Here is a 17,684-nt window from a genome sequence, read left to right as displayed (position 1 = left end):
TTAAGCCTTTATTTTACTGATCACTTTAGACGTAGAGCAGCCATTTAGAAATTCAAGTACTTCTACTTTTCCACCATGGCGAAGTACATGTTCAGCACCGGCAATTTGCTCAACCGTGTAATCGCCTCCCTTCACTAAAATATCAGGGCTGATCAGTTCAATTAATTTAGCGGGTGTATCGTTTTCTTCAACTGCACCAAATGGAATAACCCAATCAACTGATGCCAAAGCGCTCAGCACCATGGCTCGCTCATCAAGTGGGTTAATTGGACGCTCAGGGCCTTTTAAACGGGTGATTGATTCATCGTTATTTAAGCCAACCACTAAACGGTCACCACGTGCTTTAGCTTGCGCTAAATAGCGCACATGTCCAGCATGAAGAATATCAAAACAGCCATTGGTAAATACGATAGTTTCACCATTTTGTTTTGCAAACTCAATATGCTTCAGCACATCATCAAATGGAGTTTGATAATGCTCACCAGTCTTTTGTAAATATTGACCCAATTTGCGGCTTAGCTCTTCAGGCGATACCGTCGCAGCACCTAGCTTACTCACTGCAATGCCAGCAGCTAGATTAGCGATTTCAACTGCATCTTTAGGCTGCATCCCAGCACCTAACATCACCGCAAGAGTTGCGATAACGGTATCACCGGCCCCCGTGACATCACTCACTTCGAGCTGTTGTGCAGCAAAGTCATGTTTTTCATCGGCGCTGATCAACGACATACCTTGCTCTGAGCGTGTTAAAAGCATTGCTGCAACACCTGCATCTTTAATTAATGCCCGCGCACTATCAGTTAAGCTTTGTTCTGAATCTGTTTTACCACCGGCAAGCTTAAACTCATTTAAGTTAGGAGTAATAAAATCAGCACCGCGATATAAGTTTAAGTCTGAGGATTTAGGATCAATTAACACTGTTTTTCCAGCACCTTTAGCAAGTTTTATCATTTGCTGGATCAGGCTTAATGAGCCCTTATTGTAATCGGAGAACAAGACAAAATCGTAGTCATCTAAAACTAATTGCAGACGATTTAAAAGTAGTTGACTGTGTTGCTCAGTAAACATCTCTTCTAAATCAAGGCGGACAACTTGCTGATGACGGCTAATTACGCGCATTTTTGAAATAGTCGGCAAATCACAAACACTAACTAATTGTGAATCTATACGTTCATCAGCAAGAATTCGCTCTAAGATTTGCCCGCTTTCATCTTCACCAATCAAACCCAACAAGCCAACTTTACCATCTAAACGGGCAATGTTTTTTGCTACGTTTGCAGCGCCACCAGCTTTATCTTCAAATTTACTTACTTTTACTATAGGCACTGGTGCTTCTGGCGATATACGTCCTGAATCACCATGCCAATAGCGGTCAAGCATCACATCCCCAACCACTAATATTTTAGCGTTCGACAGGTTTTTAAACAGCCCTAAATCCATTAACTCTGCCCCGCTACAACCATATCAATGGCTTCACATAACCAATGACCAATAAACATATGTGCTTCTTGAATACGCGCAGTTTCGTCATTTTTAATAATAATGGGTAATTTAGCGATATCTTTTACTTTACCGCCATCGCGGCCTGTAAATGCAACTGTATAAGCGCCTATTTCATTTGCAGCAGCTAACGCTAAATTAATGTTAGCGCTTGTACCTGAGGTAGTTAAACCAATCACTAAATCTTCAGGCTTACATAACGCAAGAACCTGACGCTCAAAAACCGTATCAAAGTGATAGTCATTACTGTGTGCAGTTAGGATGGAAGTGTCAGTGGTTAACGCCATAGATGCTAATGGACCACGTTCTAACTTATAACGAACAACAAACTCCGCCGCTAAATGCTGGGCATCTGCTGCGCTGCCGCCATTACCAAACCAAATCACTTTACCACCAGCTTGCAAGGCACTGTGGCATACCTCAAGTAATTGCATTACTTGAGGATGATATGTTTCCATCGTTTCAAACAAGATTTGGTGACGGGTTAAACTTTCTAGGTAGCTGGTCGCTACAGAATCAATATTAGACATGGGTAATCCTCTTAAAATTAGTCTGATTAGCTACTACCAAAAAAGTGCCACAGATAACCACGTATAGTTATCACCAAAAACATCTTCACCATAGGTCAAAGTAGTTTCAATATTGTACTCTTGCCATTTGCGATTATTACTTAGCTGTAATTCAATCGCTTGTTCGTAATCATCACCCAATTGCCCTAGTTCATTCAAGTAATTACTAGTATTGTCAACTAAAGTAAATTTAGCACGCCATAAAGAATGTAAGTTCTCATTATATGCCATTTCAATAACATGGATATCACTGGGCGCGGCATCACCAAAGGTACGCTGATCACCAGCAAAATGACCAAAAACAAAACCGTCCTTTGTGTTTCCATTGGTTGGGTAAATAGCATTCACATACCATAAGCTTTCCATTTTGGTATATTCGTAACGCAATGCAATATTGGGTGTAAGTGTTGGTAAAAACAGTCCTACACTGGTGGCCAAGTTGCCAAGTTGCCAATTATTATGATTATTAGTGTCTTCACCACCATATTCAAAGTATAGCTCGGCTGGCATTCCCCAGTTAAAGTTAAAGCTGGAGGTTATAGAGGCTAGTTGATCCCCTAATTCATTATCTCGGCCACCTTCAACCATGCCTGCATTGTCATTGCCCGCAGGGTCAAAGAATGCTTTAACTACATCGCTAAAGCCAACATCCCGTGGCCCACCACCAAACTGCATCATACGATTTAAGCCAATTTTCCAACCAGCTACGGGCTCGAAACTGATATGTGTGCCCGCTAAACGAGGCGTTCCATTATGTAGTTCATCTTGATATAAAATACCTTTTTCAACATGTTCAAGCTCAGAATAATAAAATTCAAAATCAAAGTTCCACCAGTTATGAGCTGGCGCCACCATGCCTAATGAAATCGATGGTGAGGTACGGGCATTAGTAGAGATAATTTGCGCTGATTGTTTAAATGGTGAAAACCAATGCTCTTTATAACCAATGTTGAGCTGTAAATCATCGCCGGCAAAACTCACAAAACTATTATAGTTAACTAATTTATTTTGCTTGGCACGATAATCAGCGCCCACTTGCACTAAGGTGTAATCATTAGGACGCCAAATACCTTCGAAAAACACTTGCCCCCACTCATCAGAACTCACACCACGTTGATTGGCGAGTTTGGTTGATTTATCACCATCAACTCTAAGTTTCACGCCAACACGCGTAATATTATCAGTGCCTTGGTAAGGCTTTATTTTAGCGCGTATCGCTGACACTAAACTTGGTTGTGAGTTTTGCAATTTAGTAAGCGCCGCTTCAACTTCCGTTAAGCGATAAGGCTTTGCCATAGGTGTGCCAGAGGTAAGCGCAAATAAAGTATCGAGCTGATGATCAAGCTGTGCGTCCATGCCAACCGGTAAGTATGCAGTAGGTGTTGCAAATGCAGAGAATGCGCAACTTATAAAACTGGTTAATACCGCGGCTTTTATCAATTTGAATTTCATAACGACTATATTTTTCATAAAGGTAGAGAAATATTACCAAATTAGTCGCAACTAAACACCCAAAACTAGCTGCTGTAACGATTTTTAACAATTTCGCATGTTGCTTAGCGGGTATCCGCGTTATCATTAACCTTTATACTTTGAGGCTAGAAAATGGCACGCTTTTTTTATTCACTCATTCTTTATTTGCTAAGCCCCCTCATTACTTTTTATTTATATGTATTAAGAGGTAAAAAAAATGCGGGCTATCGAGCCCACTTCGCTGAGCGATTCGGCTTCGTCAGCGCGAACAATCCGCAAAGTAAAAATCCAACAATTATGATTCACTGCGCTTCGGTCGGTGAAGTACTCGCTGCAACACCTTTAATTAAAGAATTACAAAATCAGCAGCCCAATTATTCGATTACGCTTACTTGCAACACCCCCACAGGTCGCGAGCAAATACACGCCAACTTTAAAGACTCTGTACGATGTGTCTATTTACCTGTTGATTTCCCCTGTGCCACTGCGCGTTTTTTAAACAAACTCCAGCCATCCTTATTATGTATCTTAGAAACCGAGCTTTGGCCAAACCTGCTTGCACAAAGTCAGCAACGTAATATTCCGGTACTCGTGCTCAATGCTCGGTTGTCGGCTAAATCCCAGCAGGGTTACCAAAAAGTAGCGCCACTGACGCGAACACTGATGACCTCTATTTCAGCACTGGCGAGTCACAATAAAAACGATGCCACTCGCTTTATCGAGCTTGGTCTTGATGCAAAAAAAGTGCATATTACGGGGTCAATTAAATTTGATATAAAGCCAACTAGCGAACAGTTAGACAAAGTCGATACCCTAAAAAGCCAATACAACAAGCAACGTTTTATCTGGGTTGCCGGTTCCACACACCCTATTGAGCATGAATTAATTTTAACTGCGCATCAGCGCCTTTTAGAAATAGCTCCAGATGCACTACTGGTTATTGCACCGCGTCACCCAGAGCAATTTGATAAGGTCGCAACATTACTTGAAGATTCAACATTGAGCTTTAGCCGTCGAAGTAAAAATAACTACCAAAACGAACAAGTACTGCTTGCTGATACTTTAGGTGAACTGCAATGTTTATATGGGATGGCAAATATTAGTTATATCGGCGGTAGCTTAATTGAGCGCGGTGGTCACAACCCACTCGAATCGGCGGCATTTTCTGTCGGTATTTTAAGCGGCCCACATACCTATAATTTTAACCATGTTTATCCGCAGCTCATTACACTCGGTGGTTGTGTCCAAGTAAGTGATGCCACGAGTTTAGCAGAGCAATTAATAAAACTTTATCAGCAACCAGTAATTTGCCAACAGTTAGGTTTGCAAGCTGCGCAATGTGTTGCCAATAATCAAGGCGCGATAGCCAAAACCATCCATATCATTAACGAATATTTAGAGCCACACAATGACTAAACTCACAAACCCCACATTAGCAGAACAGCAAACCCGCCTATGGGTATCGAATGTCATTGTTAAATATAACTTTTGTCCTTTCGCTCGCAAAGAGGTTGAGAATAATTGTATTCATTATCAAACCAGCCTTGCCACCAGCATTGATGATGCTGTAATGGAGATGATCGAACAATGTATAGAACTTGATCAACAACCGACTCGAGAGACTACATTATTGATGTTTGAACAAGGCTTTACTGACTTTGAGGAGTTTTTAGATTTAGTGGATTTAGCCAATGCACTGTTAGTGGCACAAGGTTTTGAAGGTAAATACCAAATAGCCAACTTTCATCCTGACTATGTGTTTGCCGATAGCGATGACAGCGACGCTGCTAACTATACTAACCGCGCACCTTTTCCAACCCTACATTTAATTCGTGAAGCAAGTATGAGTGCCGCATTAGATGAATATGACGAACCTGAGTCCATTCCTGAGCACAATATTAATTTAGCTCGGCGCAAAGGCATCGACTTTTGGCAGCAGCTCCTAGCTGGATGTAAAAAGCCGAGCGCTTAATCACTCAGCTTTTTACAAAAAAAGTTACTTTTTAACCCATTTGCCGTTCACTTCAACAAAGTGACCGGCTTGAGTTTTCTCGATGGTCTTTGCCGCCGCTAATGCCTCAACTTGAGCAAGAGACAAATTATTCTTTTTCGCAAGCTTTAAATATTGTGCTTTACGTTTTGCATTGATTTCATCAACCACCGCTTTTGCTGCTGCGTTTTGTACCACAAGGCCTAAATAACCCGAGCTATCTTCGCCTACTAAACCCTGATTTTTGGCATCGTCTAGAGAAATTGCCCACGCCGAAAACGACAAACAAACAGCACTCAATAACGTGATCATGTTTAGTTTTTTATTTTTTACTCTGCTCATAATAGTTCCTTAGAATAATTCGCTGTCATCACTAAATAAATTGTCGAGTTCTTTATCAACTTTTACGCGGATCTCATGATCGACTTTCACATTCAAGTTGATTGTAATTGGCTCTTTTGCTGCCACCTCAACACGATGTGTGCATGCACTGAGTAATCCCAATGCTGTAAATATCACTAACCATTTAGTCATTATTACTTCCTTTTGTTGAATACTCTTGTTCAACCTTTTGCGTAATCTCATCACTTAAGCGTAATGCTCGTAATAGCGTAAACACATTTTCTTCATGATTGTAGTTAAAGTTAACTTGCTGCGCTTGGGGTTTATTATAACCTTGTAAATTAACGCCTAAGGTCATCCAACCATCAGGCTTTAAGTTAACACTACTTTTAATACTCTGAATATCTAAATTTTCAAGTAGCCCTAATATAGGGCCTAACTCTTGTTGCTGCGCTTTGACCGCATTAAAAGCGGCATTATTAGTGATCAGTAACTTAGCCGCTCCTTGATTGGTGAGCTGACCATCCTTCACCTCAATACCTGAGTCAGTAAAATACACCGGTAACGTACCTGCAACTCGCCCCGTTAAACTGACTCCTGACTTTTCATCAAGGGTGATCACCTTACTCGCATCAATATTTTTAAATGTTAGCAATGCTTGCTGAGCTTGCCCTGTTACTCGGTACTTATCAAGTGTAAAACTACCGCCCATCACTTCCCCGTTAAGTGTTGTGAGCACAGCTTCACTATCTTGCAGTTGCAAAAACCCCGTTATATTTTCAACAATCGCACCGGCACGTAGTTCATTGATATCAAATTTAGTCGGCTTAACATTAAGCTGGCCTGAATCATACCGCCCTGCTAATTGACTATTAAAGCCATTGATCAGGTAATCATTATATAAACCATTTACGCCATTTAGCTGCAAAGTCATCTCAGCAGCGAGTAAATTAATATCCCCTTTAACCTGTGCTGAAACAGTGCCATCTGTTAATGTCGCCAGCGGAGCAAACTGATGTAAAATGGGGTTAAATCGCGCTATCGATTGCTCCGGAATAATCACGTCAACAGGGTGCGCCGTGCTGCTCATATGATGTGTAACGATCACTTCGATATCATCAATCATCACTTGGTGCGAAGCCTGTAATGCACGGCTTTGCATGGCACGAGAGCTTACCTTGATATTGTTAAGGTTAATTAACTCACTTTGTAGTGCAGCTAAAGTTGTTTCACTGGTTATATCAATAAACAGTTCACCGAGCCCAAGACTTCCAGAGGCATTCAAGTTATTTGTTAATTGCGTTAATTTATAATCGCTGACATTAAGTGTATCGATTTGGCTATCGAGCGCGGCAGTTAAATAACGCTGTTTATTAATGCCTGCGGTTAGTGTCCCTTGATAACGATTTACTACAAGCTCGTTAATAGTTAGCTTGCCAATAGCGAACTGCGCAGATAGTCGACCATACGCTGCAGTAAAAATATCGTTAACTGTAAACTCACCATTACTGGTTAAGTTTTTTGCATCCTCGACTATAAAATCGGGCAGCTGTACTAAGTCTAACTGATACTTACCAATAGCTTCATGAGCAGCGATCTGAGCAGCTAAATTAAACTTTTTAATCTCATCATTTTGCAGCGAAAAAGCGAGCTCTGCTTTTAAGCTATTGGGCAAATCGTTAATATTCACATTGAGGTTGTTTACCTTTAACTCGCTTGTAGCAGCTACAAAATTAACTGTATCTAGTTGCAGGGTATTATCCTGCCAGAGTATTTGTGCTGGTAATTGCAGCTGCCAATGTAGTGGCGTTTGCTTAGCAATAAATTGCTGTTGCTTTGTATCTGTTGTTAACTTTGCTATTTGCTGCAAACAATTCTCTTGTGCGGCTAGCGAACTTATTAATTGCTGGCCATCTAGGGTTAATCGCTTAGTATTTAAATCATACTGACTGCTTACATTGCCGTTGACCTTAAATGTAATCGCACAGCTTTCAAGCTCAGCAGCGTATTGCCCATCAATCTGTGAATCAAGCGTTAAACCAACACCATCAAAACTAAAACGATTTTGACTATTAATATTCAAGCGAGCAATGTGCTTCACTTTACTAACTAACTCATTATCAAGCTTAACTTGTCCAGTTACGTGATCTGTAAATAACGACGCGCGAGCCGTTATATCACCACTAACAGCAAATTGATTTAAAATAGGTTCATGCACACTGATAGCCAGTGACTTTGCTAATTGCGGATGTGAGATCACTAATCGGTTTACCGTCAGTAGTGGTCTATTTTCAATCAGCGTTAAAGCCAATTTTGTTGCAGCTGAAGATCCCGCCGATGAAGCTGGAGTTGCTAACCTAAGATTCGCGCGGTTGATAATAACCTGCTTGGTATTAACCGTTATATCTGCAAGTTCTAGTTGTTGACCTTGGTAACCAATACATGCTCGCTGTACATGGAGCTCTAGATTAGTTGTTAACGACCAATCCAAGCAATGCAGTTCAACACCCGAATCCTGTAGTGAAGGAGCAACAAAGTGCAAAGTGATCGGCATGCGAAAAACATAGCCAAGTGTCAGCACACTTAGCAATAGAATTAATAAACTCCAACCTACACGCTTAAACATATCATCCTTAAAACTATTTTAATCTTTGCCCAGCATAAACAAAAAAGGCTGCACAGTGCAGCCTTTTATTTTATAACTAGATCATGAATCTAGTGTGTATAAATGAAGTTTAACCGACATTTTTACGTGCGTTACGGAACATACGCATCCATGGGCTATCTTCACGCCACTCATCTGGGTGCCAAGAGTTAGCAACCGCACGGAATACACGTTCAGGGTGTGGCATCATTACAGTAGCACGACCATCAGCTGACGTTATACCTGTGATACCTTCTGGCGAGCCGTTCGGGTTAGCAGGGTATTGAGTGGTTGGATTGCCGTAGTTATCAACAAACTTAACCGCTACAGTACCTGAGTCAAGTGCCGCTTTCACTGCTGCATCGTTTGCAAACTCAGCATGACCTTCACCGTGAGATACAGCGATAGGCATACGAGAGCCCGCCATACCGCTGAAGAATACTGAAGGATTCTGTTGCACTTCAACTAAGCTAAAGCGTGCTTCAAAGCGCTCAGATTTATTCGTTACAAAGCGTGGCCAATGCTCAGTACCAGGGATCAACTCTTTTAATGTTGATAGCATCTGACAACCGTTACACACACCTAAGCTAAATGAATCTTGACGCTCAAAGAAGCTTTGGAACTGATCGCGTGCCATATCGTTAAATAAGATTGATTTAGCCCAACCTTCACCAGCACCTAATACGTCACCGTAAGAGAAGCCACCACAGGCTACTAAGCCTTTAAATTCTTCAAGGCTTAAACGCCCTTCCAGAATATCGCTCATGTGTACATCAACCGCAGCAAAACCTGCACGGTTAAATGCCGCAGCCATTTCTAGATGCGAGTTAACACCTTGCTCACGCAAAATAGCCATTTTAGGCTTAGCGCCTGTAGCAATATAAGGTGCAGCGACATCTTCGTTTAAGTCAAAGTTTAGTTTAACGTTCAGACCAGGGTCTTTAGCATCAAACTTGGCATCAAACTCTTGCTTAGCACAATCAGGGTTATCACGACGTGCTTGCATTTGGTACGTAGTCTCAGCCCAAATAGTACGAAGCTCAGTACGTGTATTGCTAAGAACAGTGTTACCTGCACGATTAAATACCACTGTGTCATCGCTATTTAATGTACCAATTGCATGGCTAATTGCTGCAATGCCGTGCTCAGCAAACACAGCGTTTACAGCGTCTAAATCGCTATTAGCAACTTGAATTACAGCGCCAAGCTCTTCGTTATAAAGTACTTCAATATCTGAACCAGTCAAACCATCAAGGTCAATGGTTACACCGGTATGACCTGCAAAAGCCATTTCAGCAACTGCAGTGAACAAACCACCGTCTGAACGGTCATGATAAGCGAGTAACTTGTTATCAGCAACTAACGCTTGCATCGCGTTGTAGAAGCCTTTTAGTAATTCAGGGCTATCAACATCAGGGGTTACATCACCTAGCTGCTTATAAACTTGCGCTAAGCTTGATGCACCCATACGGTTTTTGCCAGCACCTAAATCAACCAAGATCAGTGATGTTTCACCTTTATCTGTACGTAACTGAGGGGTAACCGTTTTGCGCACATCTTCAACTCGGCCAAATGCAGTGATGATTAATGAAAGCGGTGCAGTAACAGATTTCTGTTCGCCATTTTCATCCCATTGGGTTTTCATCGACATAGAGTCTTTACCCACTGGAACTGTTAAACCTAATGCAGGACAAAGCTCTTCACCAACGGCTTTAACCGCTTCGTAAAGACCAGCATCTTCACCTGGGTGACCCGCTGCTGCCATCCAGTTAGCTGATAACTTAATGTTTTCTAAGCCGCCAATATTTGCACAGGCAATATTAGTTAACGACTCAGCCACAGCTAAACGAGCAGAAGCACCATAGTTAAGTAGTGCCGCAGGCGTACGTTCGCCCAGTGACATTGCTTCACCATGGTAAGTATCATAAGTTGCAGCTGTGACTGCACAGTTAGCAACTGGCACCTGCCAAGGACCAACCATTTGGTCGCGCGCAACTAAACCGGTTACAGAGCGGTCACCAATGGTGATCAAGAAGGTTTTTTCTGCAATTGTTGGCAAACGTAATAAACGCTCTGCGGCTTCTGCGATATCAATTTTTGTTGTATCTAGCGCGTCGCTATTAGCTTTTAAAGAATACGCTTCGCGGTGCATTTTCGGTGCTTTACCTAATAATACATCCAGTGGTAAATCAACTGGGTTGTTATCAAAATGACTATCAGCAACAGTTAAATGACGTTCTTCCGTGGCTTCACCAATCACCGCATATTGCGCACGTTCACGCTTACAAATGGCTTCAAAACGGTCAAAGTCTTCAACGGCTACAGCAAGCACATAACGCTCTTGCGATTCGTTACACCAGATCTCATGCGGTGCCATGCCCGGCTCATCATTAGGAATATCGCGCAGTTGAAATTTACCACCACGGCCACCATCATTAACAAGCTCGGGGAAGGCATTTGATAAACCACCCGCGCCCACATCGTGGATAAACGCGATTGGGTTAGCATCACCTAACTGCCAGCATTTATCGATTACTTCCTGACAACGACGTTCCATTTCAGGGTTTTCACGTTGTACTGAGGCAAAATCTAAATCTTCATTTGACTGACCTGATGCCATTGATGAAGCGGCGCCGCCACCTAAACCAATGTTCATTGCAGGACCACCTAAGGCAATCAGCTTAGCACCAACTGGGATATCACCCTTTTGCACATGGTCTGTACGAATATTACCTAAGCCACCGGCAAGCATGATCGGCTTATGGTAACCACGAACTTCAACACCATTATGACTATTTACTTGTTCTTCATAAGTACGGAAATAGCCTAACAAGTTAGGACGACCAAACTCATTGTTAAATGCTGCGCCGCCTAGTGGGCCATCGATCATAATATCAAGTGCGTTAACAATACGGCCTGGTTTTCCAAAATCAGTTTCCCATGGTTGCTCGTAGCCTGGAATACGTAGATTCGATACAGTAAAACCAACTAAACCCGCTTTTGGCTTAGAGCCACGGCCCGTTGCACCTTCATCACGAATTTCACCACCAGAACCGGTTGCCGCACCAGAGAATGGCGCAATTGCAGTTGGGTGATTATGGGTTTCAACTTTCATCAGGATTTCAATGTTCTCTTGATGATAAGCGTATTCGCCTTCAGCATTTGGGAAGAAACGACCTGCTTTAGAGCCTTTCATTACCGCTGCGTTATCTTTATAAGCTGATAACACATTCTCAGGGTTTAGCTCATAGGTATTTTTTATCATTTTGAACAGAGATTTAGGCTGTTCAATTCCGTCAATTGTCCAATCAGCATTAAAGATTTTATGGCGACAATGTTCAGAGTTTGCTTGTGCAAACATAAATAATTCGATGTCGTTCGGGTTGCGCCCTAACTTTTGGAAGTTTTCTACCAAGTAATCAATTTCGTCATCCGCCAGTGCAAAGCCTTGCTCAACGTTTGCTGTAGCGAGAGCTTCTCGACCACCACCTAAAATATCAACAGATGACATTTTGCCTGGAGCGTCAGTGCGGAATAACTTGCCAGCATCGTCCATTGTGCTGTGTGTCGCTTCGGTCATACGGTCATGTAATAAAGCAGCAACTTCAGTTAATTGCTCGGCGCTTAAGTCACCTTCAACGTAGTAAGCAATACCACGCTCTACACGGTGCACTTGTGCTAAGCCACAGTTATGAGCAATATCCGTCGCCTTTGAAGCCCATGGTGAAATAGTGCCAGGGCGTGGCGTTACTAACACTAAAGTGCCTGCAGGTGTATGTTCGGCAATCGTTGGACCATAGGTAAGTAACTTCTCAAGCTTAGTTTGCTCGTCACTTGACAGCTGTGCTGTTAAATCAGCAAAGTGCGCATACTCAGCGTATACGTTAGTAACTGGAAGTTGCGCCTGTTGGCAACGGGCTAAAATTTTCTGAACTCTAAAATCGGAAAGTGCTGGTGCACCACGAAGGATCAACATAGGTATTTTCATCCGGGGTTAGGGATTGAACGATATTTTAGGCGCGTATTATATACTCAAGTAACTCGGAAATACAGGATCGGGGGGGAATTAAAATTGTTTAAAGCCAACAGTTAGCTAAGATGTTTGCTGTTTACAGTGGCTTAAGTTGTCGTGACAAAGCAACACTTAAAACCAATCGCCAAGTGACGGCGTCGAAAAGTTTTGATATAAGGGAGTAGTAGCATTCAAGGGGCGCAGTATGTTTAAACAAAAGCTAATAACAATCATTACGTTAGTAATGCTTTTATGTGCCTGCGATATGCAGCAACAACAATCTCAACTGAGTCATATTAAAGCTCAAAATAAAATAAGAGTGGGTACGTTAGCTGGCGCGAGTAATTATTATCAAGCGGTGCAAGGCGAGCAAGGTTTTGAATATGAGCTAGCGCAAGAGTTTGCCGATCACTTAGGTGTTGAGCTTGAAATGGTGCCGTTTTTTAACTTATCCGATATGTTTTCACGTTTAGACAACGGTGATTTAGACTTAATTGCATCTGGCCTAACCTATAATAAAGCCCGAGCACAAAATTATCGATTTGGTCCGACTTACCGCACTATTAGTCAAAAGTTGGTTTATAAACAAGGTAGAGTTAGACCACGTGATTTTGATGATCTAACAGATAATCTCACCGTATTGGCCAAAAGTAGTCACTCACTAGCCCTACAACAGCTAAAGCAAACTCACCCTGATTTAACTTGGCACGAAACAGAAGATTTAGATGAAGAAGAGCTATTACAAGCAGTGATCGATGGCGAAATTGATTACACCCTAGCAGACTCCCATACACTATCTTTATTTCGTCGTTATCACCCCAATCTAAGCATCGGCTTTTCTGTCACACGCAACGACCCTATCGCATGGTTACTTCGTAAAGATGGCGATGATTCGCTCTATGCGCTAATGGTGCCATTTTTCGGTGAAGTAAAACAAAGTAACCAACTTTACGTACTTGAAGAAAAGTACTTTGGTCATGTACGTCAGTTTAATTACGTAAATACCCTTGCCTATATTGAAGCAATTAAAGAAACCCTCCCAAAATACCAACCTTGGTTTGAGCAATATGCTGGCAGCCTAGATTGGCGACTACTTGCAGCTTTAAGTTATCAAGAATCAATGTGGAATCCACGAGCAAAATCGCCAACTGGCGTACGTGGTATTATGATGCTCACACTCGATACAGCCAAGCAAGTAGGTGTCACTAACCGTTTAGCGCCAGAGCAGAACATCAAAGGCGGCGCTGAATATTTAATGAAACTAGAAAAGCGTATTCCTGATCGTGTGCCACAGCCGGATCGCACTTGGCTGGCGTTGGCTTCATACAATATTGGTTGGGGTCATGTAAACGATGCACGGATCATCACCGAGCAACAAGGCGCAAGCCCTGATAAATGGGCCGATGTAAAAAAACGCCTGCCGTTATTAATCAAAAAGAGATACTACCGAAAAACCAAATATGGCTATTCACGCGGTGATGTTGCGGTGCAATACGTTGATAATATTCGCCGTTATTACGACGCGCTGGTATGGCTCGATGAAAATGATGCGATCAGCACACCGACCACAGAACCCGATGAGGCTGAACAAATAGCTCAACCTGCGGCTCAAGCTGCTGAGGTTAAAAATCAAAAGCCTGCCACAATACAAACCACGCTCCCCCCAACAAAAGATGACAGTATAGATGAGCTGTCACCGTCAAAAAAAGATAACGGCGAACAATAAAAATAACTTTAAATGCGATAGGTACTCGCAAACTAAAATATCTATTTACTTGTCATCAAATGATCACTACTGTGTAGTATCAAGTATATAATTAACTTATTATCTTTTCTCACTCTCACATTTTCAGGAGCAACCATGCTGAAACGTCGGCGTACTCATTCGTTCAAACGCAACGTGATTTATTCATCATCCACACGCCGCAGAATCATGCTGCGTAATTTACATAAAAAAGTTATTTGGCGCCGTCGTATGTTTGCGATGCAGCAAATGGCAGAATTAAGTACAGCTACGCCTGTAGGCTAAGCCTTCAGGTCGCGCTGCGCTTGTTTTTTAGCTTTGATCTCTTGGCGGCGACGTTTAAAAAAGTCTGAAATTGTTTGTCCACATAATTCACTTAATACCCCAGCTTCTACATCAACTTGATGATTTAACCTTGAATCTTGCAATAAATTCATTATTGAACCCGCAGAACCTGTTTTTTCATCAGCAGCACCAAACACTAGCCGCTTAATACGACTGTGTACCAGTAAACCCGCACACATTGAGCACGGCTCCAACGTGACATACAGCGTACAATCGATTAAGCGATAATTATTAAGTGCCTTACCACCTTCGCGAATTGCTATCATCTCAGCGTGAGCAGAAGGGTCATTATCTGTAATTGAACGATTATACCCAGCTGCAATCAACTGGTTATTTTTAACTAGCACTGCACCCACAGGAATTTCATCCAATTGTTCAGCCTTGTGGGCGTACTCAAGTGCTTTTGCCATCCAATATTGATCGGTCATCAACTTACCTTTTAACTAATTATTGTTTAATTATACTCACTTAGGCGATTAAAACGCTAAACATAGTACTTAGTGACAAAAATAAACCAAATTAAAGCCGCTTTTACATGGCTCACCCTAGGTGATATACGCTATAATCTCCCGCTTTTTTTATTTAGCTCACAACACACGGGTAGCAAATGAAATTTCCTGGACGCCGCAGGCATAAACATTATTTTCCAGTGGAAGCCAAAGATCCACTAACAAATCAACTTAACGCCAGTGATCGGTTACAGCGCAGCTATATTACCGGGATCGATCAAATCGTGGTTGATATAGAAGCTAAAGTTGATCAAGCTTTCCTTGATGAATTTCAGCTGCGTAGAGGTATGTCGCAGGTTATTGATAATGATATTACCAATGCATTATATGACCGCTTAAAACTCAACGATATGGTCGACTATGAGTTTGCCGGTGGCACCATTGGTAACACGATGCACAATTATTCAGTGCTTGCTGATGATCGCTCAGTGCTACTTGGTGTAATGAGTGAAAACATTAAAATTGGTAGCTACGCTTATCGCTTTTTATGTAACACCTCCAGCCGTGTAGATTTAGATTATTTGCAACCTGTCGATGGCCCTATTGGCCGCTGCTTCACTTTAATTGATGATACCGGCGAACGTACCTTTGCAATTAGCGCCGGGCTGATGAATCATTTACGCCCTGAATCAATTGATAAAGAGCTAATAGAAAACTCATCAGCTTTAGTGATCAGCGCTTACTTAATGCGTACACAAGGTTCTGAGACGATGACCGAAGCAACTATGCAAGCGGTCAAATATGCTAATGATGCTGGCGTGCCAGTAGTATTAACGCTTGGAACAAAATTCCTAATCGAGCAAGATCCAACCTGGTGGGCAGAGTTTGTTGCTAAGCATGTTGATATTTTAGCGATGAATGAAGAAGAAGGGCTAGCAATCACAGGTTTTGAAGATCCACTACTGGCCGCAGATAAAGCGCTAGATTGGGTCGATTTAGTGATCTGCACAGCAGGTGAAAAAGGCTTATTTATGGCAGGCTTTGTTGACGAGCAATTTAAACGGGAAACTGAATACCCATTATTACCTGGTGCAATAGCTGACTTTAACCGCTATGAATTCTCTCGTGCTATGCGCAAAGCCGATTGCGAAACGCCAATCCGCGCTTACAGCCACACAGCCCCTTTCATGGGTGGCCCTGACTCAATTAAAAATACCAATGGCGCCGGTGATTGTGCATTAGCAGCAGTGTTACATGACCTATCAGCCAACGTTTATCACAAACTCAATGTGGGTAACTCGGCCAAACACCAACAACCTGCAATGACCTACTCATCATTGGCACAGATCAGTAAATATGCCAACCGTGCAAGTTATGAAGTATTAGTACAACATTCACCTCGCTTATCGCGCGGTTTACCTGAGCGTGAAGATTGCTTAGAACAAGTCTACTGGGAACAGTAGACTTGCCTTATCAATTAAAAGATAGAAATATCGAGCTTTTTAGATAGCAGCTCCAGGGCTGCTATTCCTGCCACTGAATTACCGTATGAATTCAACCCAGGCGAATACACCGCCACAGTAAATTTACCTGGTAGCACAGCCAAAATGGTGCCCGACACACCTGATTTACCCGGCATCCCCACTCGGTAACCAAAATCACCTGCAGCATCATATAAACCACTGGTAAATAACAAAGAGTTTAACTGTTTAGTTTGCAAGCTGGAAAGCACTCGCTTATCACTCAAATGGCAAATACCTTTATTCGCCAAAAAATTATACGCTTTAGCTAATTCAACACAGTTAAGCTCAATCGCACAAAAGTTAAAGTAAGCCCACAGTACATCATCAACTTCATTATGAAAATTCCCAAACGACTTCATCAAATGCCCCATAGCAGCATTACGATGGCGAAATTCATACTCAGAATTAGCGACCTTCTTATCAATCACTATGCCCTTATTTCCAGACAATAACCTAAATGTTTCTAACATTGAATGCATAGGTGCAGACAAACGACTGTATAACGCATCACAGGTCACAATAGCGCCAGCATTTATAAACGGATTACGAGGTACACCTTTTTCAAACTCAAGCTGTGTCAGCGAGTTAAACGCCGTACCAGAAGGCTCTTTGCCTACCCGTTGCCATAGTTCATCCCCATAACGCTGTAAGGCAAGTGTCAATGTCATCACTTTTGATACAGACTGAATAGTAAAACGCTGAGTACACTCACCTGCACAAAAGGTCTGTCCATCCGTTGTGTAGATAGCAATGGAAAATTGATTGGCATCAACCTCAGCTAGCGCGGGGATATAATCAGCAACTTTCCCCTGAGATAGCAATGGTTGAACTTCAGCGGTAATTTCATTTAACACATGTTGGTAATCTGAGGTAGGCAACGTAACCCTCACAGGCATTGAAAATAGAAACAAAAGTCTATCATGTTAGTTTAAAAGCAGGATCACTTTATTGGTAATACCAATACTATTTATTAAGTGATCAAATTTGTCCATGCTCTAAAGCACATATGCTTAATGTTAGTAATATTTGAACGAAACACATTCCACGCTCTACTTACTTGCTCCACAATGTCGTCATAATCTGAAAAAGTACG

General features: G+C 42.0%; 14 protein-coding genes. 5 read left to right on the top strand and 9 right to left on the bottom strand.

Annotated features, from left to right (window positions below):
• The 3 genes from hldE to ENH88_RS15560 are packed head-to-tail and all read right to left on the bottom strand — an operon-like array spanning position 1 to position 3,521.
• Positions 1 to 1,440: a bifunctional D-glycero-beta-D-manno-heptose-7-phosphate kinase/D-glycero-beta-D-manno-heptose 1-phosphate adenylyltransferase HldE gene (gene hldE / locus ENH88_RS15570; protein ID WP_304183557.1), complete on the bottom strand. Its 1,440-nt coding sequence runs from the start codon at positions 1,438 to 1,440 to the stop codon at positions 1 to 3.
• Complete coding sequence (locus tag ENH88_RS15565) at positions 1,440 to 2,030, bottom strand: SIS domain-containing protein (RefSeq protein WP_304183556.1); 591 nt, start codon at positions 2,028 to 2,030, stop codon at positions 1,440 to 1,442. Before ENH88_RS15565 ends, hldE begins: the two co-directional genes overlap by 1 nt.
• A 33-nt stretch (positions 2,031 to 2,063) precedes the next feature.
• Entirely contained in the window at positions 2,064 to 3,521 is a 1,458-nt protein-coding gene (locus ENH88_RS15560) for a capsule assembly Wzi family protein (protein WP_304183555.1), read from the bottom strand.
• Positions 3,522 to 3,674: 153 nt separating this feature from the next.
• On the opposite strand from ENH88_RS15560, the gene waaA reads away from it, so the two are divergent.
• Positions 3,675 to 4,958 (top strand): lipid IV(A) 3-deoxy-D-manno-octulosonic acid transferase, encoded by a 1,284-nt coding sequence (gene waaA, locus ENH88_RS15555; RefSeq protein ID WP_304183554.1) that lies wholly within the window; start codon positions 3,675 to 3,677, stop codon positions 4,956 to 4,958.
• Positions 4,951 to 5,514: a DUF1415 domain-containing protein gene (locus ENH88_RS15550; RefSeq protein ID WP_304183553.1), complete on the top strand. Its 564-nt coding sequence runs from the start codon at positions 4,951 to 4,953 to the stop codon at positions 5,512 to 5,514. Before waaA ends, ENH88_RS15550 begins: the two co-directional genes overlap by 8 nt.
• A 24-nt stretch (positions 5,515 to 5,538) precedes the next feature.
• Here the strand turns inward: ENH88_RS15550 and ENH88_RS15545 are convergent, their stop codons facing one another.
• From ENH88_RS15545 to purL, 4 genes are all read right to left on the bottom strand, one after another.
• On the bottom strand, positions 5,539 to 5,874 hold the full coding sequence (locus tag ENH88_RS15545; RefSeq protein ID WP_304183552.1) for a YdbL family protein: 336 nt from the start codon (positions 5,872 to 5,874) through the stop codon (positions 5,539 to 5,541).
• A gap of 9 nt (positions 5,875 to 5,883) precedes the next feature.
• Positions 5,884 to 6,066 (bottom strand): YnbE family lipoprotein, encoded by a 183-nt coding sequence (locus tag ENH88_RS15540; protein WP_304183551.1) that lies wholly within the window; start codon positions 6,064 to 6,066, stop codon positions 5,884 to 5,886.
• Positions 6,059 to 8,500 carry a YdbH domain-containing protein gene (locus ENH88_RS15535; protein WP_304183550.1) on the bottom strand — a complete coding sequence of 814 codons (2,442 nt, stop codon included), beginning with the start codon at positions 8,498 to 8,500 and terminating at the stop codon, positions 6,059 to 6,061. Before ENH88_RS15535 ends, ENH88_RS15540 begins: the two co-directional genes overlap by 8 nt.
• Positions 8,501 to 8,609: 109 nt before the next feature.
• On the bottom strand, positions 8,610 to 12,494 hold the full coding sequence (gene purL / locus ENH88_RS15530; RefSeq protein WP_304183549.1) for a phosphoribosylformylglycinamidine synthase: 3,885 nt from the start codon (positions 12,492 to 12,494) through the stop codon (positions 8,610 to 8,612).
• 241 nt (positions 12,495 to 12,735) lie between these two features.
• Here purL and mltF point away from each other — a divergent pair, with 241 nt between their 5' ends.
• Complete coding sequence (gene mltF, locus ENH88_RS15525) at positions 12,736 to 14,256, top strand: membrane-bound lytic murein transglycosylase MltF (protein ID WP_304183548.1); 1,521 nt, start codon at positions 12,736 to 12,738, stop codon at positions 14,254 to 14,256.
• Between the two features lie 135 nt (positions 14,257 to 14,391).
• Positions 14,392 to 14,559: a hypothetical protein gene (locus tag ENH88_RS15520; RefSeq protein ID WP_167542981.1), complete on the top strand. Its 168-nt coding sequence runs from the start codon at positions 14,392 to 14,394 to the stop codon at positions 14,557 to 14,559.
• On the opposite strand, the gene tadA is transcribed toward ENH88_RS15520, so the two are convergent.
• On the bottom strand, positions 14,556 to 15,047 hold the full coding sequence (gene tadA / locus ENH88_RS15515; RefSeq protein WP_304183547.1) for a tRNA adenosine(34) deaminase TadA: 492 nt from the start codon (positions 15,045 to 15,047) through the stop codon (positions 14,556 to 14,558). The two genes, ENH88_RS15520 and tadA, sit on opposite strands and share 4 nt — an antisense overlap.
• Positions 15,048 to 15,226: 179 nt before the next feature.
• On the opposite strand from tadA, the gene ENH88_RS15510 reads away from it, so the two are divergent.
• Positions 15,227 to 16,531 carry an inosine/guanosine kinase gene (locus ENH88_RS15510; protein WP_304183546.1) on the top strand — a complete coding sequence of 435 codons (1,305 nt, stop codon included), beginning with the start codon at positions 15,227 to 15,229 and terminating at the stop codon, positions 16,529 to 16,531.
• A gap of 14 nt (positions 16,532 to 16,545) precedes the next feature.
• Here ENH88_RS15510 and glsB read toward each other — a convergent pair whose 3' ends face one another.
• The gene (gene glsB / locus ENH88_RS15505) at positions 16,546 to 17,469 is read right to left on the bottom strand and encodes a glutaminase B (RefSeq protein ID WP_304183544.1); all 924 of its coding nucleotides are present in this window, start codon (positions 17,467 to 17,469) and stop codon (positions 16,546 to 16,548) included.
• Positions 17,470 to 17,684: the final 215 nt, after the last annotated feature.

The sequence above is a fragment of the Pseudoalteromonas prydzensis genome, assembly GCF_011050055.1.
GTDB classification, from domain to species: domain Bacteria; phylum Pseudomonadota; class Gammaproteobacteria; order Enterobacterales; family Alteromonadaceae; genus Pseudoalteromonas; species Pseudoalteromonas prydzensis_A.
This window is presented reverse-complemented; position numbering and strand designations above follow the sequence as displayed.